27 protein-coding genes and 1 tRNA gene are annotated in these 25,124 nt (G+C 63.0%); 13 read left to right on the forward strand and 15 right to left on the reverse strand.

What is annotated here, in order from left to right; all coding sequences use genetic code 11:
- Positions 1-57 precede the first annotated feature (57 nt).
- From atpA to ACZ0BA_RS23070, 4 genes are read left to right on the forward strand one after another with little or no spacing between them, the layout of a single operon-like run.
- Positions 58-1,599 (forward strand): F0F1 ATP synthase subunit alpha, encoded by a 1,542-nt coding sequence (atpA, locus tag ACZ0BA_RS23055; protein WP_463453489.1) that lies wholly within the window; start codon positions 58-60, stop codon positions 1,597-1,599.
- A 60-nt stretch (positions 1,600-1,659) separates the two neighbouring features.
- Positions 1,660-2,535 carry a F0F1 ATP synthase subunit gamma gene (gene atpG, locus ACZ0BA_RS23060; protein ID WP_463453490.1) on the forward strand — a complete coding sequence of 292 codons (876 nt, stop codon included), beginning with the start codon at positions 1,660-1,662 and terminating at the stop codon, positions 2,533-2,535.
- A gap of 29 nt (positions 2,536-2,564) precedes the next feature.
- Positions 2,565-3,965 (forward strand): F0F1 ATP synthase subunit beta, encoded by a 1,401-nt coding sequence (atpD, locus tag ACZ0BA_RS23065; RefSeq protein ID WP_090324137.1) that lies wholly within the window; start codon positions 2,565-2,567, stop codon positions 3,963-3,965.
- Positions 3,966-4,019: 54 nt separating this feature from the next.
- Entirely contained in the window at positions 4,020-4,442 is a 423-nt protein-coding gene (locus ACZ0BA_RS23070) for a F0F1 ATP synthase subunit epsilon (protein ID WP_463453491.1), read from the forward strand.
- Between the two features lie 84 nt (positions 4,443-4,526).
- On the opposite strand, the gene ACZ0BA_RS23075 is transcribed toward ACZ0BA_RS23070, so the two are convergent.
- On the reverse strand, positions 4,527-5,270 hold the full coding sequence (locus ACZ0BA_RS23075; protein WP_463453492.1) for an SDR family NAD(P)-dependent oxidoreductase: 744 nt from the start codon (positions 5,268-5,270) through the stop codon (positions 4,527-4,529).
- Between the two features lie 89 nt (positions 5,271-5,359).
- Between ACZ0BA_RS23075 and ACZ0BA_RS23080 the strand changes: the two genes are divergently transcribed.
- Complete coding sequence (locus tag ACZ0BA_RS23080) at positions 5,360-5,941, forward strand: TetR/AcrR family transcriptional regulator (protein WP_463453493.1); 582 nt, start codon at positions 5,360-5,362, stop codon at positions 5,939-5,941.
- A gap of 52 nt (positions 5,942-5,993) precedes the next feature.
- Here ACZ0BA_RS23080 and ACZ0BA_RS23085 read toward each other — a convergent pair whose 3' ends face one another.
- From ACZ0BA_RS23085 to ACZ0BA_RS23095, 3 genes are all read right to left on the reverse strand, one after another.
- Positions 5,994-7,124: an ATP-binding protein gene (locus tag ACZ0BA_RS23085; RefSeq protein WP_463453494.1), complete on the reverse strand. Its 1,131-nt coding sequence runs from the start codon at positions 7,122-7,124 to the stop codon at positions 5,994-5,996.
- A 164-nt stretch (positions 7,125-7,288) separates the two neighbouring features.
- On the reverse strand, positions 7,289-8,326 hold the full coding sequence (gene rsgA, locus ACZ0BA_RS23090; RefSeq protein ID WP_463453495.1) for a ribosome small subunit-dependent GTPase A: 1,038 nt from the start codon (positions 8,324-8,326) through the stop codon (positions 7,289-7,291).
- A gap of 263 nt (positions 8,327-8,589) precedes the next feature.
- Complete coding sequence (locus ACZ0BA_RS23095) at positions 8,590-8,994, reverse strand: hypothetical protein (protein ID WP_463453496.1); 405 nt, start codon at positions 8,992-8,994, stop codon at positions 8,590-8,592.
- A gap of 205 nt (positions 8,995-9,199) precedes the next feature.
- On the opposite strand from ACZ0BA_RS23095, the gene ACZ0BA_RS23100 reads away from it, so the two are divergent.
- Positions 9,200-9,391 (forward strand): hypothetical protein, encoded by a 192-nt coding sequence (locus ACZ0BA_RS23100; protein WP_463453497.1) that lies wholly within the window; start codon positions 9,200-9,202, stop codon positions 9,389-9,391.
- Here ACZ0BA_RS23100 and speD read toward each other — a convergent pair whose 3' ends face one another.
- Genes speD through ACZ0BA_RS23125 form a run of 5 tightly spaced genes read right to left on the reverse strand, consistent with a single transcriptional unit; the run spans position 9,392 to position 12,894 of the window.
- Entirely contained in the window at positions 9,392-9,796 is a 405-nt protein-coding gene (gene speD / locus ACZ0BA_RS23105) for an adenosylmethionine decarboxylase (protein WP_463453498.1), read from the reverse strand.
- Positions 9,793-9,966, reverse strand: a complete 174-nt coding sequence (locus tag ACZ0BA_RS23110) for a hypothetical protein (RefSeq protein WP_463453499.1) — start codon at positions 9,964-9,966, stop codon at positions 9,793-9,795. The genes speD and ACZ0BA_RS23110 overlap by 4 nt, the downstream gene beginning before the upstream one ends.
- Complete coding sequence (locus ACZ0BA_RS23115) at positions 9,963-11,456, reverse strand: DUF4178 domain-containing protein (RefSeq protein ID WP_463453500.1); 1,494 nt, start codon at positions 11,454-11,456, stop codon at positions 9,963-9,965. The genes ACZ0BA_RS23110 and ACZ0BA_RS23115 overlap by 4 nt, the downstream gene beginning before the upstream one ends.
- Before the next feature lie 9 nt (positions 11,457-11,465).
- On the reverse strand, positions 11,466-12,497 hold the full coding sequence (locus tag ACZ0BA_RS23120; RefSeq protein WP_463453501.1) for an SPFH domain-containing protein: 1,032 nt from the start codon (positions 12,495-12,497) through the stop codon (positions 11,466-11,468).
- A gap of 10 nt (positions 12,498-12,507) precedes the next feature.
- Positions 12,508-12,894: a DUF350 domain-containing protein gene (locus ACZ0BA_RS23125; protein WP_090324111.1), complete on the reverse strand. Its 387-nt coding sequence runs from the start codon at positions 12,892-12,894 to the stop codon at positions 12,508-12,510.
- 79 nt (positions 12,895-12,973) lie between these two features.
- Between ACZ0BA_RS23125 and ACZ0BA_RS23130 the strand changes: the two genes are divergently transcribed.
- The 3 genes from ACZ0BA_RS23130 to ACZ0BA_RS23140 are packed head-to-tail and all read left to right on the forward strand — an operon-like array spanning position 12,974 to position 16,991.
- The gene (locus ACZ0BA_RS23130) at positions 12,974-14,485 is read left to right on the forward strand and encodes a polyamine aminopropyltransferase (RefSeq protein WP_463453502.1); all 1,512 of its coding nucleotides are present in this window, start codon (positions 12,974-12,976) and stop codon (positions 14,483-14,485) included.
- Positions 14,485-16,113, forward strand: a complete 1,629-nt coding sequence (locus tag ACZ0BA_RS23135; RefSeq protein ID WP_463453503.1) for an NAD(P)-binding protein — start codon at positions 14,485-14,487, stop codon at positions 16,111-16,113. Before ACZ0BA_RS23130 ends, ACZ0BA_RS23135 begins: the two co-directional genes overlap by 1 nt.
- Positions 16,114-16,148: 35 nt before the next feature.
- A complete protein-coding gene (locus ACZ0BA_RS23140; protein ID WP_463453504.1) occupies positions 16,149-16,991 on the forward strand; it encodes a PPK2 family polyphosphate kinase in 843 nt (280 codons plus the stop codon).
- Positions 16,992-17,025: 34 nt separating this feature from the next.
- Here the strand turns inward: ACZ0BA_RS23140 and ACZ0BA_RS23145 are convergent, their stop codons facing one another.
- A complete protein-coding gene (locus ACZ0BA_RS23145) occupies positions 17,026-18,072 on the reverse strand; it encodes an extracellular catalytic domain type 2 short-chain-length polyhydroxyalkanoate depolymerase (protein WP_463453505.1) in 1,047 nt (348 codons plus the stop codon).
- A 151-nt stretch (positions 18,073-18,223) separates the two neighbouring features.
- Between ACZ0BA_RS23145 and ACZ0BA_RS23150 the strand changes: the two genes are divergently transcribed.
- Positions 18,224-18,832: a glutathione peroxidase gene (locus ACZ0BA_RS23150; RefSeq protein WP_463453506.1), complete on the forward strand. Its 609-nt coding sequence runs from the start codon at positions 18,224-18,226 to the stop codon at positions 18,830-18,832.
- Here ACZ0BA_RS23150 and ACZ0BA_RS23155 read toward each other — a convergent pair whose 3' ends face one another.
- Positions 18,833-19,252 (reverse strand): rhodanese-like domain-containing protein, encoded by a 420-nt coding sequence (locus tag ACZ0BA_RS23155; RefSeq protein WP_463453507.1) that lies wholly within the window; start codon positions 19,250-19,252, stop codon positions 18,833-18,835.
- A 120-nt stretch (positions 19,253-19,372) separates the two neighbouring features.
- On the opposite strand from ACZ0BA_RS23155, the gene ftrA reads away from it, so the two are divergent.
- Both ftrA and ACZ0BA_RS23165 read left to right on the forward strand, forming a co-directional pair.
- The gene (gene ftrA, locus ACZ0BA_RS23160) at positions 19,373-20,347 is read left to right on the forward strand and encodes a transcriptional regulator FtrA (RefSeq protein WP_463453508.1); all 975 of its coding nucleotides are present in this window, start codon (positions 19,373-19,375) and stop codon (positions 20,345-20,347) included.
- Positions 20,348-20,426: 79 nt separating this feature from the next.
- Positions 20,427-20,786: a DUF1428 domain-containing protein gene (locus tag ACZ0BA_RS23165; protein ID WP_463453509.1), complete on the forward strand. Its 360-nt coding sequence runs from the start codon at positions 20,427-20,429 to the stop codon at positions 20,784-20,786.
- On the opposite strand, the gene ACZ0BA_RS23170 is transcribed toward ACZ0BA_RS23165, so the two are convergent.
- Genes ACZ0BA_RS23170 through ACZ0BA_RS23180 form a run of 3 tightly spaced genes read right to left on the reverse strand, consistent with a single transcriptional unit; the run spans position 20,783 to position 24,006 of the window.
- Positions 20,783-22,669 (reverse strand): chorismate-binding protein, encoded by a 1,887-nt coding sequence (locus ACZ0BA_RS23170; RefSeq protein ID WP_463453510.1) that lies wholly within the window; start codon positions 22,667-22,669, stop codon positions 20,783-20,785. The two genes, ACZ0BA_RS23165 and ACZ0BA_RS23170, sit on opposite strands and share 4 nt — an antisense overlap.
- Before the next feature lie 6 nt (positions 22,670-22,675).
- Positions 22,676-23,251 (reverse strand): nucleoid occlusion factor SlmA, encoded by a 576-nt coding sequence (gene slmA, locus ACZ0BA_RS23175; RefSeq protein ID WP_463453511.1) that lies wholly within the window; start codon positions 23,249-23,251, stop codon positions 22,676-22,678.
- Positions 23,252-23,286: 35 nt separating this feature from the next.
- Complete coding sequence (locus tag ACZ0BA_RS23180) at positions 23,287-24,006, reverse strand: HAD-IA family hydrolase (protein ID WP_463454814.1); 720 nt, start codon at positions 24,004-24,006, stop codon at positions 23,287-23,289.
- A gap of 32 nt (positions 24,007-24,038) precedes the next feature.
- Here ACZ0BA_RS23180 and ACZ0BA_RS23185 point away from each other — a divergent pair, with 32 nt between their 5' ends.
- The gene (locus tag ACZ0BA_RS23185; RefSeq protein ID WP_463453512.1) at positions 24,039-24,956 is read left to right on the forward strand and encodes a TraB/GumN family protein; all 918 of its coding nucleotides are present in this window, start codon (positions 24,039-24,041) and stop codon (positions 24,954-24,956) included.
- Positions 24,957-25,028: 72 nt separating this feature from the next.
- Here ACZ0BA_RS23185 and ACZ0BA_RS23190 read toward each other — a convergent pair.
- Positions 25,029-25,103, reverse strand: a tRNA-Thr gene (locus ACZ0BA_RS23190).
- Between the last annotated feature and the right edge of the window lie 21 nt (positions 25,104-25,124).

Consider the following 25,124-nt stretch of genomic DNA (forward strand, 5'->3'; position numbering starts at 1 on the left):
GCTTAGAACAGATTCTTCCCCTCGCGCAAGCTGAGAGAAACACTTTTAGGAGTTAGTATGCAACTCAACCCATCTGAAATCAGCGAGCTGATCAAGAGCCGTATCCAAGGCCTTGATGGCGGCGCTGAAGTACGCAACCAAGGTACGGTTATTTCCGTCGCCGACGGTATCGTCCGCATCCACGGCCTGTCCGAAGTGATGCAGGGCGAAATGCTGGAATTCCCAGGTAACACCTTCGGTCTGGCGATGAACCTGGAGCGCGACTCCGTTGGCGCCGTGATTCTGGGTGCTTACGAGCACATCTCCGAAGGCGACACGGTCAAGTGCACCGGCCGCATTCTGGAAGTGCCGGTCGGTCCTGAACTGCGCGGCCGTGTGGTCAACGCGCTGGGCCAGCCGATCGACGGCAAGGGCGCCATCGAAGCGAAGCTGACCTCGCCAATCGAAAAAATCGCACCGGGCGTGATCGCCCGTGAGTCCGTGTCGCAGCCGATGCAGACCGGTCTGAAGTCGATCGACGCGATGGTACCAATTGGCCGTGGCCAGCGCGAGCTGATCATTGGCGACCGTCAAACCGGTAAATCGGCCGTGGCCGTTGATGCGATCATCAACCAAAAAGGCCAGGGCGTGACGTGTATCTACGTCGCCATCGGTCAAAAAGCCTCGACCATCAAAAACATCGTCCGCTCGCTGGAAACGCACGGCGCGCTCGAGTACACCATCGTGGTCGCAGCGACCGCGTCGGAATCGGCAGCGATGCAATACATCTCGGCCTACTCGGGCTGCACGATGGGCGAATACTTCCGCGACCGCGGCGAAGACGCACTGATCGTCTACGATGACTTGTCCAAGCAAGCTGTCGCTTATCGTCAAATTTCGCTGCTGCTGCGCCGTCCACCAGGCCGCGAAGCGTACCCAGGCGACGTGTTCTACCTTCACTCGCGTCTGCTGGAACGCGCAGCCCGCGTGAACGCCGACTACGTGTCGGCCTTCACCAACGGCGCCGTCACCGGCAAGACCGGTTCGCTGACCGCACTGCCGATCATCGAAACCCAGGCTGGCGACGTTTCGGCGTTCGTGCCAACCAACGTGATTTCGATTACCGACGGCCAGATCTTCCTGGAAACGTCGCTGTTCAACTCGGGTATCCGCCCTGCGATCAACGCCGGTATTTCGGTGTCGCGCGTCGGTGGCGCCGCTCAGACCAAGGTCATCAAAAACCTGTCCGGCGGTATCCGTACCGACTTGGCACAGTACCGTGAGCTGGCCGCGTTCGCGCAGTTCGCCTCGGACCTGGACGAATCGACCCGCAAACAGCTGGACCGTGGCGCGCGCGTCACCGAACTGCTGAAGCAAGCCCAGTACTCGCCACTGTCGATCTCGCTGATGGCCGCTTCGCTGTTCGCAGTGAACAAGGGCTACCTGGACGATGTACCAGTCAAAAAGGTACTGTCGTTCGAAGCCGGCCTGCACGCCTACCTGAAGACCAAGCAAGCTGATCTGCTGTCGAAGATCGAGTCGTCGAAGCAACTGGACAAAGACGGCGAAGCAACGCTGTCGGCCGCTGTTGCCGACTTCAAGAAATCCGGCGCATTTTAAGCGGCACGGGCGGTCCGGCTTAGGCCAGGACCGCCTTTAGCGCAGAAGGAGTAAGGACTCATGGCAGCAGGCAAAGAGATACGAGGCAAGATCAAGAGCGTAGAGAATACGAAGAAGATCACCAAGGCGATGGAAATGGTTGCCGCATCGAAAATGCGCAAAGCGCAGGACCGTATGCGCGCCGCCCGTCCCTACAGTGAGAAGATTCGCAATATCGCCGCTAATCTGGCTACCGCCAATCCGGAATACACGCACCCGTTCCTGGCAACAGAGCAGCAGGACACGGCCAAGAAGGTCGGTTTCATCATCGTCACCACGGACAAAGGTCTGTGCGGCGGTATGAACACCAACATCTTGCGCATGGTGACGTCGAAAACCCGTGAGCTGGAAACAGCCGGCAACAAAATTGCCGCGGTGGCCATCGGTAACAAGGGGTTGGGCTTTTTGAATCGCGTAGGCGTTCCTGTCGTTGCGCAAGTAACGCAGATCGGCGACACGCCGCACCTGGAAAAACTGATCGGACCGGTCAAGGTCATGCTCGAGAAATTCCAGAACGGCGAGGTCGACGCAGTCTACCTGTGCTACACCAAGTTTATCAACACGATGAAGCAAGAGCCGGTGGTGGAGCAGTTGCTGCCATTGCCAGCCGCTAAGATGCAAGCCGACGCGGGTAATCACAACTGGGATTACATCTACGAGCCGGACGCAGCAAGCGTGATCGATGAACTTCTGGAGCGCTATATTGAAGCGCTGGTGTACCAGTCGGTGGCGGAAAACCTCGCGTCCGAGCAATCGGCGCGTATGGTGGCGATGAAGTCGGCAAGCGATAACGCCGGCAGTGTGATCGGCGAATTGAAGCTGATCTACAACAAGACCCGCCAAGCTGCGATTACCAAAGAACTCTCCGAAATCGTTGCCGGTGCGGCTGCGGTTTAAACGAATTAAACTATATAGAAGGAACGAACATGGCTGATGGCAAAATCGTTCAGTGTATCGGCGCTGTGGTGGACGTTGAGTTTCCCCGCAACGCGATGCCTAAGGTATTCGATGCCTTGAAAATGGAAGGCTCCGAGCTGACCCTGGAAGTACAACAACAGCTGGGCGACGGCGTGGTCCGTACCATTGCTCTGGGTTCGTCCGACGGCCTGCGCCGCGGCATGATGATCCAGAACACCGGCAAGCCGATCATGGTGCCAGTGGGCAAAGCGACCCTGGGTCGCATTATGGACGTGCTGGGCAACCCGATCGACGAATGCGGCCCGGTCGCTCACGACCAGATCGCCTCGATCCACCGCACGCCTCCTGCATACGACGAACTGTCGCCGTCGCAGGACTTGCTGGAAACCGGTATTAAAGTGATTGACCTGGTCTGCCCGTTCGCCAAAGGCGGTAAGGTCGGTCTGTTCGGTGGCGCCGGCGTCGGCAAGACCGTGAACATGATGGAACTGATCAACAACATCGCTAAAGCGCACTCGGGTTTGTCCGTGTTCGCCGGTGTGGGTGAGCGTACCCGCGAAGGTAACGACTTCTACCACGAGATGGCCGATGCCAAAGTGGTCGATCTGGAAAACCCAGAGAACTCCAAAGTGGCGATGGTTTACGGTCAGATGAACGAACCACCAGGCAACCGTCTGCGCGTCGCGCTGACCGGTCTGACCATGGCCGAAGCGTTCCGTGATGAAGGCAAGGACGTTCTGTTCTTCGTCGACAACATCTACCGCTTCACTCTGGCCGGTACCGAAGTATCCGCACTGCTGGGCCGTATGCCTTCCGCAGTGGGTTACCAGCCTACCCTGGCCGAAGAGATGGGCCGTCTGCAAGAGCGCATCACCTCGACCAAGACCGGTTCGATCACCTCGATCCAGGCCGTGTACGTCCCTGCGGATGACTTGACCGACCCGTCGCCAGCGACCACCTTCGGTCACCTGGATTCGACCGTCGTTCTGTCGCGTGACATCGCCTCGCTGGGTATCTACCCTGCGGTCGATCCACTGGACTCGACCTCGCGCCAGCTGGACCCGCTGGTCGTCGGTCAAGAGCACTACGACACCGCGCGCGCTGTTCAGGGCACCCTGCAGCGCTACAAGGAACTGCGTGACATTATCGCGATTCTGGGTATGGACGAACTGGCGCCGGAAGACAAACTGCTGGTCGCCCGCGCCCGTAAGATGCAGCGTTTCCTGTCGCAGCCGTTCCACGTTGCTGAAGTGTTTACCGGCGCGCCTGGTAAATACGTCTCGCTGAAAGACACGATCAAGGGCTTCAAAATGATCGCTTCGGGCGAGCTCGATCACCTGCCGGAACAAGCGTTCTACATGGTCGGCACGATCGAAGAAGCAATCGAAAAAGCCAAGAAACTCAACTAATCGTTGAGCGCGGTCCCGCTTCGGCGGGGCCGCAGCTAACCCGACAGGACACACATGGCAAATACTATTCACGTTGACGTGGTTTCCGCCGAGGAGTTGATCTACTCCGGCGAAGCCGAATTCGTCGCGTTGCCGGGCGAACAGGGCGAGCTGGGGATCTATCCCAAGCACACGCCGTTGATCACCCGCATCCGTCCGGGCGCGGTCCGCATCCAGGTACCAGGTCAAGCTGAGGAAGAATTTGTCTTCGTCGCCGGCGGCCTGCTGGAAGTGCAGCCGGGCGCCGTGACGGTGCTGGCCGACACCGCGATTCGCGGCAAGGATCTGGACGAAGCCAAAGCAACGGCCTCCAAGAAACGTGCCGAGGAAGCGCTGGCGAACAACACCTCCGGTATCGACTACGCGAAAGCGCAAGCGGAACTGGCGGCCGCGATCGGCCAACTGGCCGCGATCGCCAAACTGCGCGCCAAACACTAAGCAACGCAATATCAGCAGCACAGCAAAAAGGCAGCCTCGGCTGCCTTTTTTTATGGGTGGAACGCGACCAGACTTGCCAGAGGCCTAAACTGCGGCGTAACCGCCATCGACAAACAGTTCATGTCCGGCGACAAAGCTGCTCTCGCTCGATGCCAGGAAGAGGACTGCCCGTGCGACCTCGTCCGTTTCCCCCAGACGCCCAAGCGGCACGCCTTTGTTCAGCGCCTCTTCGGCACCAGGTTGGGCGTCGAGGTAGCCGCGCATCATGCGTGTTCCAGTACCACCTGGCGAGACCACGTTGACGCGGATGCCGCGCTCCTTCAGGTCGGTCGTCCAGCTTCGGGCGAACGAGCGCACCGCTGCCTTGCTGGCGTTGTACAGCGACTGGCCGGGCAGGCCTTTACTGCCGGCGACGGAACCGTTGAGGACAATAGCGCTTCCCGCCGCCATCAGTGGCAACGCTTTCTGCACGGTGAACAACACGCCTTTCACATTAACGTCAAAGGTCGCGTCGAAACGCCCATCGTCGATCGCATCGAGTGGAGCGCCTTCGTAAATGCCCGCATTGGCGAACACGACATCGACCTTCTGGTGGTCGCGTTCGATCCGTTCGTAAAGCCGGCCGACATCGGCAGCGTTGCTGACGTCGCCTTGCACGCCCACGGCCCCGTGGCCGATCTCTTTCACCGCCTCGTCGAGTAGCTCTTGGCGGCGCCCGGTGATGTACACGTGTGCGCCTTCGATGGCGAACAGTTTCGCCGCTGCGAGGCCGATGCCATCGCTGCCCCCGGTCACCACAACGACTTTGTTTTCGAAACGCTTGCTCATTTTGTATCATCCTTTTCGATAAATGGAGTATTCCTCCACTTATGATATGGAGGTATACTCCACTTGACAAGCAAAAAAGGAAAAAAATTGTGAGTGATGAACCTGGCCTGCGGGCTGACGCGCAGAAAAACCGCGAACTAATCCTCGTCGCCGCCGAGCAGCTGTTCCTGGAAAAAGGAGCAAATGTACCGCTGGAGGGAGTTGCCAAGCGGGCAGGCGTCGGTATCGGCACGCTCTATCGTCGCTTTCCCACGCGCGAGGCGTTGTTGGCGGCGACCAGCAACGAGCGTTTCCTGGCGCTGGCGGAGACCAGCCGCGTGCGCGAGCCGGCGCTCGTTCCAGGCGACGCAATACGGGCTTATCTTGAAGAGCTGGCCAGGAACACGATCATCTATCAAAGCCTGGCGGCTTCGATCGGGACTGTGCTCCAATGCGGCACGCCAGGCTGTCATGCGATCACGGCGGAAGGGCACCGGCTGCTTCAGCGTGGGCAGGAAGAGGGCGCCATCCGCCGCGATGTCACTTTCGAGGATTTCATCTACGTGTTGACCGCGATTTCCATCACCATCGAAAATGACCCGTCATCGGCATCGCGTATCGGCCATCTGGTGGACTTGTTCCTGAATGGCATCAGTGTAAAAGGTTCGGATCAGGCGACTGTTCCCGCGTGACGGCGCCGCCAGCGTAGCGGCGCTCCTGGCGCTTGAGGCCGGCTGCCGTATATCAGTGTTCGCGCGGAAAGCGCACGGTGAACACGGTCCCGTCGCTCTCGCTCGACGTCACGCTGATCGTGCCGTCGTGCGCGGCGGTGATTTCCTGCGCGATGAACAAGCCCAGACCCAGACTGGTCCTGGGACGCGCATCGGGGCCGCCGGCCGGTTCCAGCTGCACCAGTGGCTGGAAAATGGTTTGCAGCGACTCGGCCGGAATCACCGGTCCGATGTTGGCCACCGTCAGTGTGATGGCGTCGGCGTCGCCGTGCGCGAACAGGGTCACCGGCGTGCCCTTGTCGCTGTGCTGCGCGGCGTTGATCAACAGATTGGTGACCAGCTGCAGCAGGCGAATATCGTCGAACTCGCCATGGAGGTCTCCCTCCGCGCGGAAAACGATGCCAGCGCCCGGAAACATGGCTTGCGCATCGGCGACGGCCGTCTTGCAGATTTCCGCGGCCTGCAGGCGCGCGCGCGTGGTCGGCATGCCGGCCGTCATCTGCAGCCGGGCAAATCCCAACAGATCCTTCACCATCGCGCTCATCAGCATGGCGCTGCGTTTGGTGCGCTCGGCCAGCGTCGCGATCAGTTCCGGTGAAGCTTCCTGCCGCGCCAGCAGATCGCCAACCAGTGAAATGGTGGCCAGCGGCGCCCGCAGATCGTGGCCCAGCACGGCCAGGAACAAGTCCCGCGTGCGATCGGCCCGCTCCGAATAGGTGACGATGGATTCGGCCAGCGCCTGGTCGATCGCTTCGTTGAAGCGCACCATGTGGTTGATGGTCTCCTCCGACATTTGCGGCACCTGCGGCAACCACAACCGCAGCACGGTGGCCCGCAAGGCCCGGAATTCCGAACTGAGTTGCAGCAGCGAGAAGTTGCTCTCGTGGCGCAGCCGTCCGTGGATGGCGGCGGCGCTCTCCTCGGGGCCCAGATCGATGTCCTCGCCCTGGGATTTGTCGTACTGCTGTTGATCGCTCTGATGCGTGTCGATATCGAGCGCGATCGCGGTCAGGATCTGCTGGGCGTGGTCGGTGAGCGCCAGCTTGGTCATTTCCCCTGCGGGCGGCGCGGTTTTCTCGGCGAAGGCGGTCCATTCGGCGAGAATCTCCGTCATGTTATTGCGGATAAACGCGGAGATGCTCATATCACTATCGCTTTCCAGAGTGGCGCGAGGCGTGTTTTGCAACAGGCGCCTCGCAAATCGGACGCGGCATGGCCGCGTGGCTGTGATTAACTTTCAGTGTAACTGAATCCAGGCAGGCCGGGCTCTGCGTATCGACGGCGCGCCGGGCGGCGCACCGCGCAACCTCAACCCCGCCGCGCTTTCGATCTCGCCTGGGCGGCGCGTTGCATGACCTTCCACTTGGCCACATCGGCGATGCGGTCGAGCGGCGTCTGCTGGCTGCGCCGCGCCTCGCGCAGCAACTTGTGATAATTGCGCAGGCGGTCGGCGTCGATCGCGCCCTGCACGGCGCAGCCCGGTTCACCATCGTGCCGGCAATCGCGGAACTGGCAATCCGCAGCCAGGGCGTCGATGTCCTCGAACGCCGCCGCCAGGCTGGCTTCATCGGTATCGGGCTGCCAGCTGCGCAGCCCGGGCGTGTCGACGATGCAGGCGCCGCCGGCGCACTGGTGCAGCGAGCGCGAGGTGGTCGTGTGGCGGCCGCGTCCGTCGCCCTTGCGCACGCCGCCGGTCAACTGGCCGGCTTGCGCGAGGGTGTTGGTCAAGGTCGACTTGCCGGCGCCGGACGTGCCCAGCATTACCAGCGTCTGCCCCGCCGCCAGCCACGGCGCCAACTGACGCGCGGCATCGTCGCTGGTGCCGTCGACGGCCAGCAACGGAAGGCCGGCGGGCAGGCGCTGGCGCAATTGCTCCACGCGTTGCGGCACGTCGTCGCCGATGTCGGCCTTGCTCAGCACCACCACCGGCTGCACGCCGGCGCTCTGTACTATCGCGAGGTAACGCTCAAGGCGGCGCGGGTTGAAGTCGTGGTCGAGTCCCATCACCAGCAGCGCCGTGTCGACGTTGCTGACCAGGCGGTGATGCCGACCGTCGTTGCCGCGCCGTGCGATGTGGGTGGTGGGGGGCACGAGCGCGCTCAGCCAGCGTTCATCGTGGTCGTGCGTGACGCTGAGCACCCAGTCGCCGACGGCCAGGTGTTGGTCGTGCAGGGCAGGTAGCGCGCGGGCGCGGAATTCCTCCTGTCCGTCATGGACGGTGATCCAGTCGCGCTGGATTTCCGTGATACGCGCCAATCTGGCGTCGTCGGGGTATTGGTGAAGTTGGGCAGCGATGGTTTGTGTCAGGCCGATGCGGCGCAGTAAGGCGAAGTCGATCTCTATCATGATGTGTGTTTTCCGGTAAGCGAGCGAAATCCTTCGCGCGAGCGCGACAGGAACGAATACGGGAAGTCAGCTGCGCGTTGCCGCGCGGATCAACACAATGAAAGGGATGTCCGGGGAATCAGGCAGCCGACAGGAGGGCAAGATCAAAGGTGCGCATGAAGTTTCTCCTGGGGGTAAGTGGGAACTTGATCTTCTCACAACTCGGAGGGCAGGTCCACTATTTCTACACGAGCTCTCTTGCGTCTTTGGCGGAGCTTGGCCGATTACGCTGCGCTAATCCGCCTACTTGATGTTGAGTATTTCGACGTCTCAGGCCGTTGGATTTTTACAGCTGCGGCGGTAGTCGGCAGCTGCAATCGCCGCACGCTGATCCCCAGTTGATCCGCAAGTTGCTGGATCTGCGTGATATCGGGATGCGCTTTGATCGTTTGCAATATCTCGCCGATGCGTTCGACTTGCGGATCGCACGGCGGTAGCGCGCTGCGGAGCATCGCGCTGGCGGCGGCCACCATACCCTGATCGTCGGATGCGCCAAGCACGGCGCGTTCGGCTTCGGCATCGTCGCAGGGAAACAATGATGATAACGGCAGCTCCTGGTCGGTGATGGATTGCACCGGTCGGCCGAGAAAACCGCGAAACGCGCCCGGCCGGAACCGCGTGCCCAGCACGCGAGCGCTGTCCCGCGATGAGGAGATGGCCGCTGCCCAAGCTGGCGAATACCACCCCGGAACGGAAATTAACTATAAAACAACGCTGTTGCTAATTTCCAATTTATTTTTCGTTTCGGGCGGTTTTTCAATTGTTCCCGTCGTGCTTTGAGGTATTGTTACTTCAGTTATGCGAGTAGGCAAAATAGCAAAACGGGGACGACATATGAAAAAGTTACTTTTTTTGGTGGGCGCGGTGGTACTTTCAGGCTGCGTGTCGAATGTGCAGCAGCCATCGCTGACGGTGGGACCCGTTGCGGGTAACAGGACCGCGACCGTGACACCCAGAGATACAATGTTCAGCGAAATCCCGCTCAAACCGATGACGGCCAGCCAGAGCGCCGCCAGGATGAACTGATCAGCGCAAGCCGGGTGGCGCGCGCCGTACCGTATTGATCTGGCTGGAAGCCGGCGCTAGCGCGGTTTCGATGATAGTGAGTGCTAGCTCAGGCTGCGCGTTGCCGCACATGAAGATGTCGGCGGCGGCAAAGCCGCATTCCGGCCACGTGTGGATCGAGATATGCGATTCGGCCAGCAACACCACGCCGGTCACGCCCTGGCCTTCGCCAAAGCCGTGAAAGTGGCTATGCAGAACATGCGCGTTCGCCGCCTCGGCAGCCGCGCGCAGCAACCGCTCCAGCGCCTCGCAGCTGCACAATTTTTCAGCATCGATTCCGTTCAGATCGGCCAGCACATGGATGCCGGCGGGCTGATGAACCGCTGGCGAGGTCGTAGCAGCCCCAAGGATCGCCTCGCGCTTCACTTATGGCCTCCGCCGCCGGAGCCGCCGCCAAAACTGCCGCCGCCGCCGCCCGTGTGCGAGCTCCAGGTGCTGCCACGCGAAGCCGCGCCACCACCGCCGGCCAGCCGCGTCCAGCTGTTGCAGGACGTGAGAACGGTGACAACGACCGCGTAAATGAAAAATTTCGTCATGATTTATCGTTGCTGTCTAAAAATGTGGCAGGCAGGTAAATCGCCAGCGCGCCGATCGCGTTCATCAACCAGGTGCCGGAAAAATTGGTCAGCAGCGGTATCGCGTTAATCACCAGCATGAAGCCGATGATGTATTTGGCGGCGTTGCGGTAGCGGTCTTTGACCGCCAACTTGCCGCCCGCCGCCTTGGCCGGTGTCGCGCTGCCGTGGAATTGCGCGCCGAACCAGGCCTTCAACTGGTCCACGGCCACCGGCGCGGAGCGCGACCATGTCATTTCCTGTTCGCTGGTCTCGCAGGCCAGCCGGATCTGCCCGGCCTGGAATTCCTCGACCTGCGTGCGGTCGCCCACTGCTACGCGCCAGTTGAAGGCGCCGGCGGCGAAGGTGACATGCGAGCCGTAGTCGTACAGCCGCTGAAACTGTGCTTTTTCCACCGTGACGCTTTGCTGCCCCGGCGCGTAGACGAGTGGCCACTCCGACATCACCGTCGCGCCGGACCAGCCCTCGTCGGTCTCCACCAGCCACGAGAAGCCGGCGCGCGCGCCGTACATCAAATACTCGGTCCACTCGGTGCCCTCGTCGTCCATGCGCCGCATCATGCCGATGATGGTGAAATCCTGCTTGTTGATGTTGGCGGTGGCGCCCAGATCGATAGTCGGCCGCGCGGCGGTCACCCGCTCGCCCGCCGCCAGCACCGTCGCTTCCGGGCTGGCCGCGTCGATCTGCGTCTGGCACGCCGGGCAGACCAGCGTGGTGGTCACACCGGGCAGATATTTGATGGCGCTGCCGCAGGACGGGCAATCGAGTGCATCGAGCTTGCCCCGGTAGCGGCGCGCCGACCGCTGGATCGCGTCGTCGTCGCGCAGCAGCTGCATGCGCATGCCCTCGAGCGTGACCGCGGCGCCGGTATAGATGACGGGCCGTGGCGAGTCCGAATAATCGAGGGTGATGAATTCCGCGCCGCGCCGGAAGTCGGCGACCTTGCTCTGGTAGCCCTCGCCGACCTTGAACGGCAGCTCTCCCTGGCCGCCGATGCAATCGGCCACGCGGACCTCGGCGGCGATATACGGCGCGCCGTTGATGCCGTAGCTGGCACCGGCGCGCAGGCGCTCGAACGCCGGCACGTCGATCTCTTGCGGCGTGATGCCGTTGCCCTTGTATTCGGCGGTGATGGTGTACATGCCGGACGAATCGCCCAGCCACGAGGTGGCGCCGTCGTCGAACAGCAAATACCACTCGTTCCACATGCCGGCCGAATAGCGCAGCTGGATGCGGCCGACGACATTGAACTGCCGCTTACCGAGAACGCCGGAGGCGCCGATCTGGATCGGCGAATAGTCCTCCAGCACGGAGGACATCTTGCCCAGGTCCTTGACCGAGTCGGCGTCTTTGAGCACGCTGGTGCCGCAGTATTCGCAGACGGCCATGACCGAGGCGTGCGAGCGGAATTTGACCTCCGCGCCGCAGCTGGGACAGGAAACGATTTGCATGTGTCCTTATCAGCCGATCAGTTTTTTAAGCAGTTCGGCCTTGGTGCTGTCGTAGTCGGCGGCCGAGATCAGGCCTTTGTCGAGCAGTCCTTTGAGCTTTTCCAAACGGTTTTCGATCGGGTCCTCGGCCGGTGCGGCTGGTGCGGCTTGCGGCGTGGCAGGCGCCAGGCCCGCGCCCATGGCCTGCCCCAGCATCTGGCCGACCGTCATGCCGGCGCCCAGGCCGGCGCCGATGCCCGCCAGGCCGCCTTCGTTGGACGCCGCCATCGGGATCGCGCTGGCCACCTGGTAGCGCGTGAAGCCCGCCATTTTGTCGGCGCTCATGCCGCCTTTCATGCCGGCGGAGATGCGCTCGTCCAGCGCGGCCTGCAGTTCCTCCGGCAGGCTGACGCTGGCGACGTTGAATTCATCGAGCCCGATGCCGTAGCGGCTGAACGCGGTCGACAGGTCGCCCTTGACCTGCTGCGCCATCAGCGCCTGGTTGGCCGCCATGTCGAGGAACGGCACCTGCGCGCCACCGAGGGAACTGGCCATGGTCGCCATCAGGATGCCGCGCAGCTGCTCCTCCACCTCGTCGCGGGTGTAAACCTCGCGCGTGCCGCTGATCTCCTTGAAGAACAGGCGCGGATCGGCCACGCGGTACGAGTACATGCCGAAGGCGCGCACGCGCACCATGTCGAAGTCCTTGTCGCGTATCGTGATCGGTTGCGGCGTGCCCCATTTGCGGCCGGTCTGCACGCGGGTGCTGAAAAAATAGACATCCGACTTGAACGGCGAGTCGAACAGCTTGTCCCAGTTGCGCAGGTTGGTCAGGATCGGCAGCGTTTGCGTGGTCAGCTTGTGGGTGCCGGGACCGAAGACGTCGGCCACCTGGCCCTCGTTGACGAATACCGCCATCTGCGACTCGCGCACCACCAGCACGCCGCCGTTCTGGATCTCGAAATCCTGCATGGGATAGCGCCACGCCAGTACGCCGTCGACTTCCTCGTTCCACTGCAGTACGTCGATAAACTGCTTCTTGATAAAGCTGCCGATGCCCATGATGGTCCTCTTAGGAGATGCAGGCGCCGTTGATGACGCCAATGGAAATGGAAATTGCGCCCAGCAGGCCGCCGAATGCGGTGTTGTTCGCCTCGATCTGGTCCTTCGACATGTTCAGCACCCGCGTTGTGATGGCATACGCCAGCACCTGCACCAGCATCGCGCCGAAGGCCCAGGCGAAGAACTCCTGGTAATTCGCAGTATGCATCAGCGCCGAACCGACGGTGATTGAAAAACCGATCAACGCACCGCCCAGCGATAGCGCCGCCGCCTGGTTACCCTGGCGGATCAGCAGCACCTCGTTGGCCGGCGTCGTGCGCGTATAGACGACGAAAAACACGGCCAGCAGCACCGCGGCCAGTAAAAGGTGAATCAGATAGTTTAGGATGGCGGGCACGGCGCGCTCTCAGTGGGGTAAAGTGTTGACCTTGTGGTTAAGTTACTAACGCTGAAGCATATTAGTGCAAAAGAGCCAAATGAACAAAAAGATTCTTGTATTGTCAGTGTTTGTGGTCGCTTCCTGCGGCCTGGCGTACGAACTAATCGCTGGCGCCTTGTCCAGCTACCTGCTGGGCGACTCGATCCTGCAGTTCTCCACCGTCATTGGCTGCTACCTGTTCGCGATGGGCGTCGGCGCCCACTTCTCCAAGTATGTGCTCGACGAGGATGTGCTGGCGCGCTTTGTCGATATCGAACTGGCCGTCGGCCTGGTCGGCGGCTTGTCGGCTGCGATCCTGTTCCTGACGTTTTCGTGGATGGCGGCGCCGTTCCGCACCATGCTGTACGTGATGGTGTTCCTGATCGGCGCCTTCGTCGGCATGGAGGTGCCGCTGGTGATGCGCGCGCTGAACGCGCGCCAGACCGGCTTTAGTGAAATCGTCAGCAAGGTGCTGACCTTCGATTATCTGGGCGCGCTGGCGGTGTCGCTGCTGTTTCCGCTGGTGCTGGCGCCCACCCTGGGCCTGGTGCGCACCGGTTTCATGTTCGGGATGCTCAATGTCGGCGTCGCCCTGTGGACAATTCGGGTGTTTCGCACAGAGCTTAAAAACGTCACCGGCCGCATGCTGCGGGCGTCGGGCGTGATGTTCGTGCTGGTGGCCGGCTTCGCGTCGGCCGACAAGCTGACCTACTGGGGCGAGCATGGCCTGTTCGGCGACGAAATCGTCTTTGCCACCACCACGCCTTATCAGCGACTGGTGGTCACGCGCTGGAAGGACGATCTGCGCCTGTACATCAACGGCAACCTGCAGTTTTCGTCGCGCGACGAGTATCGTTATCACGAGGCGCTGGTGCATCCGGTGCTGCAGCCCTTGCCGTGGGCGAAGCGGGTGCTGGTGCTGGGTGGCGGCGACGGCCTCGCGCTGCGCGAGATCCTGCGCTACAAGAATATCGAGCATGTCACCCTGGTCGACCTGGACCCGGCGATGACGGGTGCCTTCAGCAAGCGCGAGGAACTGGTCAAACTCAATGGCGGCTCGTTCGGCGATAAGCGCGTGCGCGTGGTCAACGCCGACGCCGCCCTCTGGCTGCGCGATAACGACGATATGTTCGACGCCATCATCGTCGACTTCCCCGATCCGTCCAGTTTCGCGCTGGGCAAACTGTACTCGGTGCCGTTCTACGGCATGGTGCGCAAACATCTCGCGGCCAACGGCTTGATGACGGTGCAATCGACGTCGCCGTTCTTCGCGCCGCACGCCTACTGGACCATCGACGCCACGTTGCGCGAAGTGGGCATGAAGACCTATCCATACCACGCCTACGTGCCGTCGTTCGGCGAATGGGGCTTCATCCTCGCCACGCCCCAGGCGCAGTACACGCCGCCCGCCGAGTACCGTTTGCCGATGCGCTACCTGAATGCCGACACCACGCGCGAGATGTTCATCTTCCCGCCCGATATGAAACGGCTGCCGATGGCGCCCAACCGGCTCAATACGCAATCGTTGGTGCACGAGTTCGAGCAGGATTGGCGCCGGGTGATACGCTGATGCTGCGCCGATCCTTTTTGGTGTGGGCCGGCGCCGCCGGCGCGACGGCGGCGGCGGCGGGCAGCGTGGCCTCTTTCCAGCGCTGGCAGGAGGTCACGCCCACGGTGCACTACCCGGGCCGCGACGAAGGCCACTTTCTACGCGACCGCAAGGCGCTGCCGCCGCCGTCGCAAGTGCTGCACACCGATATCGCCATCCTCGGTTCAGGCATCGCAGGCCTGACGGCCGCATGGAAGCTCAAAAAGCTCGGCAAGACCGACATGCTGATGGTGGACGGCCCGCAACCGCACGGCAACGCCGCCGGCGGCGCTTTCGGCGACCTCGAATATCCGACCGGCGCCCATTATTTGCCGCTGCCGTCGCCGGAATCGGTGCATGTGCGCGAAATCCTGGCCGACCTGGGCATCATCCAGAAAGACCCGATGGGCGAGAAGCCGTATTACGACGAGCGCTTCATCCTGCACGCGCCGGAGGAGCGGCTGCTGTACAACGGCCAGTGGCAGGACGGCTTCATGCCGACCGAGGGCGTGCCGCAATGGGAGATCGACGAGCACACCCGATTCTTCGCCGAAGTGGAACGCCTGCGCCAAACCCACGGCGCCGACGGCCGCCGGGTATTCGTGTTCCCCACGGTGATGTCGTCGGACGACCCGCTATGGCAGGCGCTGGACCGCATCACGCTCAAGCAGTGGCTGGAGCAAAACGGCTATCGCTCGCCGACCCTGCACTGGTATCTGAACTACTGCTGCCGCGACGACTATGGCACCCGCTACGACCAGGTCTCGGCGTGGGCCGGCCTGCATTACTACTGCAGCCGCTGGGGCGCGGCGGCCAACGCCGGCAACGGCACCTGGCTGACGTGGCCGGGCGGTTTGCAACCGCTGGCCACCGGCATGGAACGCGCCTCGGGCATCCAGCGCGTGGCCGGCACGGTGGTATCGCTGAAAACCACGGCGGACGGTGTCGAGGCGATGTGCTTCAAGCTTGAAAACGGCAAACCGGTGTCGTATCTGGTGCGCGCCCGCAAAGCCATCTGCGCGATGCCGGTCTATGTCGCCGCGCGGATCGTGGATAACATCGCCGCCTACGGTTTCGATCCGGCCCGACATATCCCCGAATACGCGCCGTGGATGGTGGCCAATTTCCTGCTCAAGCGTTTTCCGCAGGAGCTCGCGGAAGGAACGCATTCGCCGCCGCTGTCGTGGGACAACGTCGTCTACAGCGAGCCGGGATTGGGCTATGTCGTCTCGACCCACCAGGATATCCGCGTGCGGCCGCCTGAAAAGACCGTCTTCAGCGCCTACGTCGCGCTGTCCGACCGAAAGCCGGGCAGCGCCCGCAAATGGATGGTCGCCGCCAGGCCGGAGGAGCTGCTGGCGCTGGCCAGCGCCGACCTCAAGACCGCGTACGGGGCGCAATTCGCGTCCTGCGTCGAGCGGGTGGATATCACCTTGCGCGGCCATGCGATGGCGGCGCCATGGCCCAATTTTCGCGCCAACGCCGGCATGAAGGCGCTGCGCGAGGTGGACGGGCCGATTCTGTTCGCGCATGCCGACCTGTCGGGTTTCTCGGTGTTCGAGGAGGCGGCGTGGTGGGGCTACCGGGCAGCCGGATTGGCGGCGAAATGATATATTAGCTAAACCATATAAATCGAATCGATGCCATGACCCATAACGCCCGCCACCACTTCCGTGCCTCCGCCAAGCAAAAACTGCGCGAGGAGGACGCCGGCGACAGCGCCTTCTCCAGCCGCGCCGCCAATCCCGAGTTGAGCAAGTCCAAGGGCAAGGCGCTCGACATCAAACGCACGGACGCGCTGATCAAGCGCATCGCCGCTTTGCAGAGCATGTTGTACGCGCAGCGCAAACAGAAGGTGCTGCTGGTGCTGCAGGGGATGGACACTTCCGGCAAGGATGGCACGGTGCGCGCGATGTTCAGCGGCGTCAGTCCGATGGGTGTCAGCGCGGTCGCCTTCAAGGCGCCGACCGACGAGGAACTGGCGCACGACTACCTGTGGCGGGTGCACCAGCATGTGCCGGTCAAGGGGCAGATCGCCATCTTCAACCGCAGTCATTACGAGGATGTGCTGATCACCAAGGTGCAGGACATGATCGACGACAAGGAGTGCAAGCGCCGTTACGCCCAGATCCGCGATTTCGAGCGCATGCTGGCCGAAACGGGCACCGTCATCGTCAAGGTGTTCCTGCATATCTCCAAGGAGGAGCAGCGCGAGCGGCTGCAGGAGCGCCTGGACGATCCGGACAAGCAGTGGAAGTTCGCGCCGACCGACATCGAGCAGCGCAAAAAGTGGGATGAGTATCAGCGCGCCTATGAGCAGGCCATCCGCGAGACCGACCAGCCGCATGCGCCGTGGTACATCGTGCCGGCCAACTCCAAAGTGCACCGCAACCTGGTGATCGCCAGCCTGCTGCTGGAGACGCTGGAAGGCATGGACCTGAGCTTCCCGCCGCCGCATCCGGACCTGTCGTCGTTCACCGTAGTGTAAAACGCGCCGTTCATCGTGTTCGAAGACGCCGATCTCACTGCACGCCGGTGAGGCGGTCGACCATGCGTTTGACGGCCGTCATCTGGCGGCCACCCTTCTGCGGATAGTGCACGTCGTCGTAGGCAAACCAATCCCAGCAGGCATTGGGGTTTTTGTACTGTCCGATCGACGCCGCCTGCGGATACAGGATCATCAGCTTGTTGCTGTCGGCCCAGGCGTTGTACCCGGCCCGCTCGACAAAGGTGGTGCCGATCTCCTCCAGGTCTTGCAGGCAGCCGTGGAACACCACGTGCAGCCGGCAGCCGTTGGCGCCGGCGCCGTCGCAGGCCGGCGGCACATACAAATAGCCGCTCTCGGCCATGCCGTGCATGCGCGGCTTGTCCAGAAATTCCGCCTGGTTGAACACGACGAAGCGTCCAGCCGGGCGTCCGGTGTTGCGCGGCGTCAGCGGCCCGTAGATCCACTTCAGCAATTCCCCGGCCGCGTCGAACCCGCAATTGTTGATGAACGGCGACGCCAGCTTGGTGCAGGCGTTGCCGAAGTTATCTGTGGGCATGGCATGCTGGGCCGGCAAATCGCGCTTGTAGGCAATCCGGTTCGGCGCGACGTAGTGCTGGTAAAAAGTTTGCAGGTCGTTGACGACGACCTGGGGCACGACGGTATCGGCGGTGCCCGACATCATCCAGATGCGGTGGCCGGCCAGGGCGCTGGTCGGATCGATCGCTAGCAGGGCCGAAAACCAGTCCGTGACGGCAATCAGCTCGCGCACGCGGGTGCCGAGCGGCGCGACCTGGCAGGGGAACAGGTCGTTCGTGCAACTGCAGACGGTGGTGGCGGTGAGCACATTGCCGCGCGCGCAGAAGTAGGGACCTGCCGCGATGATGCCGGCGCCTTTCACCGTCCGGGAAAACGCCACCTGGAACTGCACCGCCATATAGCCGCCGGCGGACAGGCCCGAGACCGTGACCTGTTCGGCCTTCATGTACGGCAGCGCAACCAGCGGCGCCGACGTCTGCGCCCTTGCCGGACACATGGCGTGGAAGGCGGCAAACAGCAGTAGTGCCAAGCAGAAAATGCGCATGTTCACCTTGGATACCCAGTGTCGGTTAGCGGCGTCGCGTTCGCTTAATCTCAATCAAATGAACACCGATGTTTGCCGTTTTCGCATGCTCATCAGGCAAGAACATGCGGATTGGCATAGAATGATTTTTTTACTCTAAGCGGCCTCGACCATGTCCAAGACAATTGCCCAGTTGTGCGTAGTTTCCTCGCTGACCTTGTTGGCAGGCGCCTCGGCGTTCGCGCAAGCCCCCGCCGTAGCGGCCGGTACGGCGCCGGCGGCCACCGCCGCCCCGGCCAATTGCCCGGCGATCCTCAAGCAGACCTTCAAGCGTTTGCAGGACGAAGCGCCGCAAGACTTGTGCCAGTATTCGGGCAAGGTGATTCTGGTGGTCAATACCGCGTCGTATTGCGGCTTCACCAACCAGTACGAGGGGCTGGAGGCTATGTACGCCAAATACGGCAGCAAGGGGTTGGTGGTGCTGGGCTTCCCGTCCAACGACTTCGGCCAGCAGGAGCCCGGCAGCAGCAAGGAAATCGCCGATTTCTGCTACAACACCTATGGCGTGAAGTTCCCGATGTTCTCGAAGTCGGTGGTGTCGGGCAAGGAGCCGAATCCGCTGTTCGCCAACCTGATCAAGGCGACCGGCAAGGCGCCGGCCTGGAATTTCCATAAATACCTGATCGACCGCAACGGCAAGGTTGTGGATAACTTCGGCAGCAAAGTCAAACCGGACGACAAGCAACTGGTCGGCGCGGTGGAAAAAGCGCTGGCGATGTAATTAATCCTGGTGCGGCGCTCCGGTGGTGGCGAGGGTGAAGCCTTCGTCCAGCCAGCCGGTGATGCCGCCCGGCATCAGTTTGACGGGCCGTCCCAGTTGCGCCAGCCGTACGGCGGCGCGCGCCGCGCCATTGCAGTGCGGGCCGGCGCAGTAGACGACAAACAGCGTATCGTCCGGGAATTCGGCGAGCTTCGAACCGATGATCTTGCGGTGCGCCAGATCCAGCGCCCCCGGCACGTGGCCAGCCGCGTACTTTTCCGTGCCGCGCACATCCAGCAAAACAAAATCCTGCCTGCCGTTGGTGAGCGCATCGTGCACGTCCCAGCAATCGGTTTCGTAGCTGAAGCTCGCTTCGAAGCGGGCCAGGGCGGCGGCGCTGGGTGCGGCCGGAATGGCGCTGACGAGGGATTTTTCGGGCATGGTTATCTCCTTGGTGGACAGGTTTGGTGGGTGGATCGTGTCTTGAACGGTAACCCATTGTCCCCGCCCGTCGCCGACGCCATCAGTGGCGCATCGGCCATTCTGCGTTAAGATTACGCCATGAAAAAACATCTCGTTGTCGCGCTGGCTTACGACCGGCTGTGCACCTTCGAGTTCGGCTGCACGGTCGAACTGTTCGCCCTCGAGCGTCCGGAACTGGATGTCGACTGGTACGACTTCGCCGTGTGCGCCGTCGAGCCTGGCCCGATCCGCGCGGCCGGCGGCATCACCGTGCAGGCGCCGTACGCGCCCGAGTTGCTGGCGCTGGCCGACACCATCGTCATTCCCGGCTGGCGCGACGCCGACGAAGCGCCGCCGCCGGCGTTGCTGGAGCTGATACGCGCCGCGCACCGCCGTGGCGCGCGCCTGTGCTCGATCTGTTCCGGGGTCTTCGTGCTGGCCGCCGCCGGCGTGCTGGACGGCCAACGCGCCACCACCCACTGGCGCTACGCCGACAAGCTGGCCCGCCGCTATCCCGCCATCGACGTGCAGCCGGACCATTTGTATGTCGACACCGGCCAGGTCATCACCGCCGCCGGCTCGGCGGCCGGGCTGGACATGCTGCTGCACGTGGTGCGGCGCGACCACGGCGCCAAGGTCGGCAATCTGGTGGCGCAGCGTCTGGTGGTGGCGCCGCACCGGGAAGGCGGGCAGGCGCAGTTCCTGCCGAGGCCGATGGCGCAGGGCGAGCAGGGCAGGCTGTCGAAGCTGATGGACTGGCTGCGCAGCCATCCGGAGCAGCCGCATACGGTCGCCAGCATGGCCGCGCGCGCCGCGATGAGTCCGCGTACCTTGCAGCGTCAATTCCAGCAGGCGACCGGCCTGGGCGCGGTCGAGTGGCTGATCCGCGAGCGGGTGGCGCTCGTCAAGGAGATGCTGGAAGTGCCGGACGTGCCGCTCGCGCAGATCGCCGAACGGGCCGGCTTCGGCTCGGAAGAGTCCCTGCGGCATCATTTTCGCCGGCTGGCCGCGACCACGCCGGGCGCTTACCGGAAACGCTTTGTCGACGTCCGTGCAAATCCGGCACCGGTTTGATGCCGGCCAAGCTATGTTGCTTGTCATCCGCACATTAGTTGGCTAACCTGATTGGTCAACCAATAACCAGGAGACAGTCATGGCGTACGTCGATGGATTTGTGATTCCGGTACCGAAAGAGAACCTCGAAGCGTACAAGAAGATGTCGCTGGCGTGTGGCGCGGTATGGAAGGAATACGGCGCGCTCGAGTTCCGTGAAAACATCGGCGACGATGTGCCGCCCGGCCAGGTCACGTCATTTCCGATGAGCGTGGCCCTGAAGGAAAACGAGGTGGTGGCCTTCTCCTGGATCGTCTACGAATCGCGCGCCAAACGCGACGAAATCAACGAGAAAGTCATGAAAGATCCGCGCCTGGCCGAGTTCATGGACCCCAAGAGCATGCCGTTCGACGGCAAGCGCATGATCTTCGGCGGTTTCGAGATGATCGTCGACCTTTAGAGCGTCGCCTTCATCGCGCCGCGCAGGGCATTGCAGACCACGATATCCTGCGCGCGCTCCAGCATGGCGCGCGTGATCACCGCCTCGCTGGCGCTCCATTCGGGATCGTCGAGCAGCACGCCGCGCATCACGCCCGGCAGCACGCCGCAGGCCAAGGACGGCGTCAGCCAGCGGCCGTCGATGCGTACGAAGACGCTGCTGCGTCCACCCTCCGTCAGCTCGCCCCGCTCGTTGAAGAACAAGGTGTCGAAGGCGCCGCGCGCCTCGGCGTCGCGCCAGGCGTTGTCGTAGCGCGCGCGGACGCTGGTTTTGTGGCGCAGGAACAGGTCGCCGGAGGCGGTGGCGTCGCCGGCCAGCAGCACGCGCACCGGCTGCGTCAATGGCGCCAGCGGCGCGTGCTGCAGCGAGAACGCGCCCGATGCCCCCAGTGCCAATCGCATCCGGTAGGCCGCGAAGGCCGGCGGCGTCTGGTGGGCGTCGTCCGCCAGCATGCGGCAGGCGGTGTCCAGGTAGGCGTCGGCCGCCGCCTGGTCCCACGCATAGCCGAAGTAGGTCGCCGATGCGGCCAGGCGCTTCAGGTGGCGCGCGCGGTGGCGCACGCCGCCCTGGGGCGTCGCGTACATCGTCTCGAAGATTTCGAAGTCGTTTTTCAGACCGGTGAGGAAGCGCGCCTTCAACTGGCACTCGGCGTATTCTCCGGCAGCGTCGCTGTCGAACACGATGCCGGCGCCTACGCCCATCTCGCCCCGGCGCACGCCGTCGATGCCGTCGGGCGCCCCCAGTGTCAGCGTGCGTATCGGCACCGACAGGCAGAAGTCGCCGACCCCGCCTTTGGCGTCGTCTTTCAGCGGGTCGAACCAGCCGATGGCGCCGGTGTAGATGCCGCGCGGGTCCGGTTCCAGCTCGCCGATGATTTCCATCGTGCGGCGCTTTGGCGCGCCGGTGATCGAGCCGCACGGATACAGCGCGTTGAAGATGTCGGCCAGCGAGGCGTCGTCACGCAACTCCGCGGTGACGGTCGACGTCATTTGCAGCACGCTGCTGTAGCGGTGTACTTCGAACAGCGCCGGCACCTGCACGCTGCCGGTGCGCGCGATGCGCCCGATGTCGTTGCGCAGCAGGTCGACGATCATCAGGTTTTCGGCGCGGTTTTTCGGATCTGCCGCCAGCACGGTGGCGCGCAGTATGTTCTCGGCCGCCTGCGCCGGTGGCGCGGCAGGCGCTGTGCCTTTCATCGGCCGCGCCGTCAGCACGCCATCCTTGTGGCGCACGAACAGCTCCGGCGACAGCGACAGGATGGCCGAGCCGTCCTCCAGCCGCACCAGCGCGCCGTAGGGCACCGGCTGGCGCCCGCGCAGGCGCGCGTACAGCGCGTGGATGCCGCCAAAGGCGTCGAAGCGCAAGCGATACGTGTAGTTGACCTGGTAGGTGTCGCCGGCCTCGATGTAATCGTGGATGCGCGCCAGCGCCGCGTCGAAGTGCCGGCGGTCGATGTTGGCGCGGACGTTGGCGATGCCCGCCGGCCGGTCGACCGGGAATGAGCGCGCGGCCAGCCAGTCGCCCACTTCCGCATTGGTCAGCGACGCGCAATCCTTGAACAACAGGATGCGCGCCAGCGGTGCGCCCGTCGGCGCGGCGGTGCCGATATCGAGCAGGCGCGCGCCCAGCTCATAGGCGCACAAGGTGACGGCGTGCTCGCCGCGCGCCAGCGCCGCGTGCATCTGTTCCAGCACTTGCGGCCACTGGCCGATGTCGTCGCAGCGCAGCGTGCCGAGATGGCCCGTGTACAAGCGCGAACGCGAGGGCGCGGCCGGCGCGGCCTCGCCTTCAGGACCGGTGACTGGACTGGCGTCGTCCAGCAGTGCGAAACATTCAGCGTTCATGTCGATTTACGATAACAGCAGCGCGATTTGCAGCGGGGCGTCCTGCGACGGATTGTTCTTGAACCCACTCTTGGCATAACGGTGCCAGCGGCCGATGACAAAACTGGTCAGCATGCCGGCGCGGGCGTGTACCTCGCTCTCGTGCGCCTGCCCCTCCGCCACCGATTGCCGCAACGCCTGTTTGAGCGCCAGGTCGACCCGGTCGTAGAACTGGTTCATGCGCAGCTGCAGGCGTTCGTCCTCGTTCACCAGCGCCTCGCCGATCAGCACCCGCGTCATGCCCGGATTCTGGCTGGCGAATTGCAGCAGCATGCCGACGATGTCGCGCGCCTGCGTCAGGCCGTCGGCCTGGCGTTCGGCGATCTGGTTGATCAGGCCAAAGACGGTGGTTTCGATGAATTCGATCAGTCCCTCGAACATCTGCGCCTTGCTGGCGAAGTGGCGGTACAGCGCGGCCTCGGAAAACCCGAGCTTGCGCGCCAGCGCGGCCGTGGTGATCTTGTCGCCCTTGGGCTGTTCCAGCATCTCCGCCAGGGCTCGGAGGATGTCAAGGCGGCGCTGGCCCGGCGGTGTGCTTGCCATGTGATCTCGCGGATAGGTGTCGAAAAAGAGGGGAATCAGCGCAGATGGTGCAAGCGTGCCGGCAGATTCTTGACAGATTTTACTTTGACATCGACATAAGCGGGGCGAATTAACCTTTTTTGAGGATGCGCCAGGCCGGCGCTGTCGCCGATGGTGAGGTACTGGGTGATCCACGCGGTGCGGATGCCGAGCGCGTGGGCGCTGCGCAGATTGGCCAAGGTGTCCTCGACCAGGATGCAGCGGCTTGGCGTCAGGCGGTGGCGGCGCATCAGGTTACGCAGCATCAGCTTGGACGGCTTGGGACGCATCTGCCGGTGCACGGTCATCGATTCGACCGAGACGTGGTGGCCGAATTCGCGGTGCAGGCCCAGATGCTTGAGCACCTGCGTCGAATAGCGGTGCGGCGCGTTGGTCAGCAGGATTTTGCGCCCGGGCAGGCGGCGCATCAGCTGGCGCAGTCCGCGCTCGGCGCGGATCATCTCCGTCAGCTCCGCGATCGCGTGGGTCTCGTGCAGGAAATGGGCCGGGATTACGCCATGGTGCTTGACCAGTCCCAGTATCGTTGCGCCGTATTTTCGCCAGTATTTGGTGCGCGCGGCGTTGACGATGTCGACGGAGGCGGGTGTGACGCCGTCGCCCAGCACGCGGGCGATATAGACGTTCATGTTCGCCATGATCGCGGGGAAGATGGCGTGCGAAGCGTTGTGCAGCGTGTTGTCGAGATCGAACAACCACACGGGTGAGTTACGAGTAATATTCACGGGGAGACCAATCAACAAAGGAAGCCATGCGACGCCAGATTATAGTGATGTTCTGCAGTTTGTTCTGCTTTGTCCTCGGCCCCACCTGGGCCCGGGACCTGGCGGCAAACCAGGAGCGGGCGCCCAATCGCGGCGCGCTGTTCAAGGTGAGCAACGGCGACCATGCGCTATACCTGTTCGGCACCATCCACGTCGGCTCCAGCGATTTCTATCCGCTCGAGCCGCGCGTGGCCGGCGCGTTGAAGCAGGCGCCCGTGCTGGCGCTGGAAATCGATCCGCTGGCCGATCCGCAAAAGCTGGCGCGCGCGGTGCAAAAGTATGGCCTGGTGGGGCCGGGCGCCGCCGCGCCGTCGTTGTCGCCGGAATGGCGGCGCCGGCTCGACGCTTTGCTCAAGCAATACAACATCGAACCGCAAACGGTGGCGGCGATGAAGCCATGGCTGCTCGCCAGCCTGCTGACCGTGAGCGAATTCGCCAGCCAGGGCTACGACGCCGCGCAGGCGGTCGACGCGCACCTGGCCAAACAGGCGCACGACCGGGGTCAGAAAGTGATCGAGCTGGAATCGCCCGAGGGCCAGATGGGCCTGTTCGGCAATCTGTCGCCGGCCGAGCAACTGCTGTTCCTGCAGGAGACCATCGCCGGCATCGAGGACAAGGAACAGGCCAAGCAGGCGCGCGAGATCGCCGAGGCCTGGCGCAACGCCGACGTCAAGGCGCTCGATGCGCTGGCCGCCCAGGCGGAGCGCGACGACAGTTTCTCCGGCCGCTTTGTGCAGAAGGTGCTGCTCGACGGGCGCAATCCGGCGCTGGCCGACAGCATGGTCAAACTGATGACGCGCGAAAACAACAGCGTCGCGGCGATCGGCGTGCTGCATTTGATCGGCAAGGGCAGCGTGCCGCAACTGCTGCGCCAACGCGGCATGACGGTCGAACGGATTTATTAAGCGTACTTATTGAGCGGACTTACTGAATATCGGGCGGGGGAGGGTGCTGCGGGAGGGGCAATGCTGAAGAAATGGTGCCCTTTACGTGGATTGAACACGTGGCCTCTCCCTTACCAAGGGAGTGCTCTACCACTGAGCTAAAAGGGCGTACTGGTATGGCGATGCACT

This window comes from Duganella sp. AC917 (genome assembly GCF_979258245.1).

Bases quoted from the DNA above. Each gene is read 5' to 3' on its own strand.
- ACZ0BA_RS23170 (WP_463453510.1), bottom strand. From the start codon at position 22,669: ATGAACGCTGAATGTTTCGCACTGCTGGACGACGCCAGTCCAGTCACC.
- ACZ0BA_RS23140 (WP_463453504.1), top strand. From the start codon at position 16,149: ATGACCCATAACGCCCGCCACCACTTCCGTGCCTCCGCCAAGCAAAAA.
- ACZ0BA_RS23155 (WP_463453507.1), bottom strand. From the start codon at position 19,252: ATGCCCGAAAAATCCCTCGTCAGCGCCATTCCGGCCGCACCCAGCGCC.
- ACZ0BA_RS23135 (WP_463453503.1), top strand. From the start codon at position 14,485: ATGCTGCGCCGATCCTTTTTGGTGTGGGCCGGCGCCGCCGGCGCGACG.
- ACZ0BA_RS23150 (WP_463453506.1), top strand. From the start codon at position 18,224: ATGTCCAAGACAATTGCCCAGTTGTGCGTAGTTTCCTCGCTGACCTTG.
- ACZ0BA_RS23115 (WP_463453500.1), bottom strand. From the start codon at position 11,456: ATGCAAATCGTTTCCTGTCCCAGCTGCGGCGCGGAGGTCAAATTCCGC.
- ftrA (WP_463453508.1), top strand. From the start codon at position 19,373: ATGAAAAAACATCTCGTTGTCGCGCTGGCTTACGACCGGCTGTGCACC.
- ACZ0BA_RS23145 (WP_463453505.1), bottom strand. From the start codon at position 18,072: ATGCGCATTTTCTGCTTGGCACTACTGCTGTTTGCCGCCTTCCACGCC.
- ACZ0BA_RS23075 (WP_463453492.1), bottom strand. From the start codon at position 5,270: ATGAGCAAGCGTTTCGAAAACAAAGTCGTTGTGGTGACCGGGGGCAGC.
- ACZ0BA_RS23070 (WP_463453491.1), top strand. From the start codon at position 4,020: ATGGCAAATACTATTCACGTTGACGTGGTTTCCGCCGAGGAGTTGATC.
- atpG (WP_463453490.1), top strand. From the start codon at position 1,660: ATGGCAGCAGGCAAAGAGATACGAGGCAAGATCAAGAGCGTAGAGAAT.
- ACZ0BA_RS23120 (WP_463453501.1), bottom strand. From the start codon at position 12,497: ATGGGCATCGGCAGCTTTATCAAGAAGCAGTTTATCGACGTACTGCAG.
- ACZ0BA_RS23185 (WP_463453512.1), top strand. From the start codon at position 24,039: ATGCGACGCCAGATTATAGTGATGTTCTGCAGTTTGTTCTGCTTTGTC.
- ACZ0BA_RS23130 (WP_463453502.1), top strand. From the start codon at position 12,974: ATGAACAAAAAGATTCTTGTATTGTCAGTGTTTGTGGTCGCTTCCTGC.
- ACZ0BA_RS23085 (WP_463453494.1), bottom strand. From the start codon at position 7,124: ATGAGCATCTCCGCGTTTATCCGCAATAACATGACGGAGATTCTCGCC.
- ACZ0BA_RS23165 (WP_463453509.1), top strand. From the start codon at position 20,427: ATGGCGTACGTCGATGGATTTGTGATTCCGGTACCGAAAGAGAACCTC.
- slmA (WP_463453511.1), bottom strand. From the start codon at position 23,251: ATGGCAAGCACACCGCCGGGCCAGCGCCGCCTTGACATCCTCCGAGCC.
- atpD (WP_090324137.1), top strand. From the start codon at position 2,565: ATGGCTGATGGCAAAATCGTTCAGTGTATCGGCGCTGTGGTGGACGTT.
- ACZ0BA_RS23100 (WP_463453497.1), top strand. From the start codon at position 9,200: ATGAAAAAGTTACTTTTTTTGGTGGGCGCGGTGGTACTTTCAGGCTGC.
- rsgA (WP_463453495.1), bottom strand. From the start codon at position 8,326: ATGATAGAGATCGACTTCGCCTTACTGCGCCGCATCGGCCTGACACAA.
- atpA (WP_463453489.1), top strand. From the start codon at position 58: ATGCAACTCAACCCATCTGAAATCAGCGAGCTGATCAAGAGCCGTATC.
- ACZ0BA_RS23110 (WP_463453499.1), bottom strand. From the start codon at position 9,966: ATGACGAAATTTTTCATTTACGCGGTCGTTGTCACCGTTCTCACGTCC.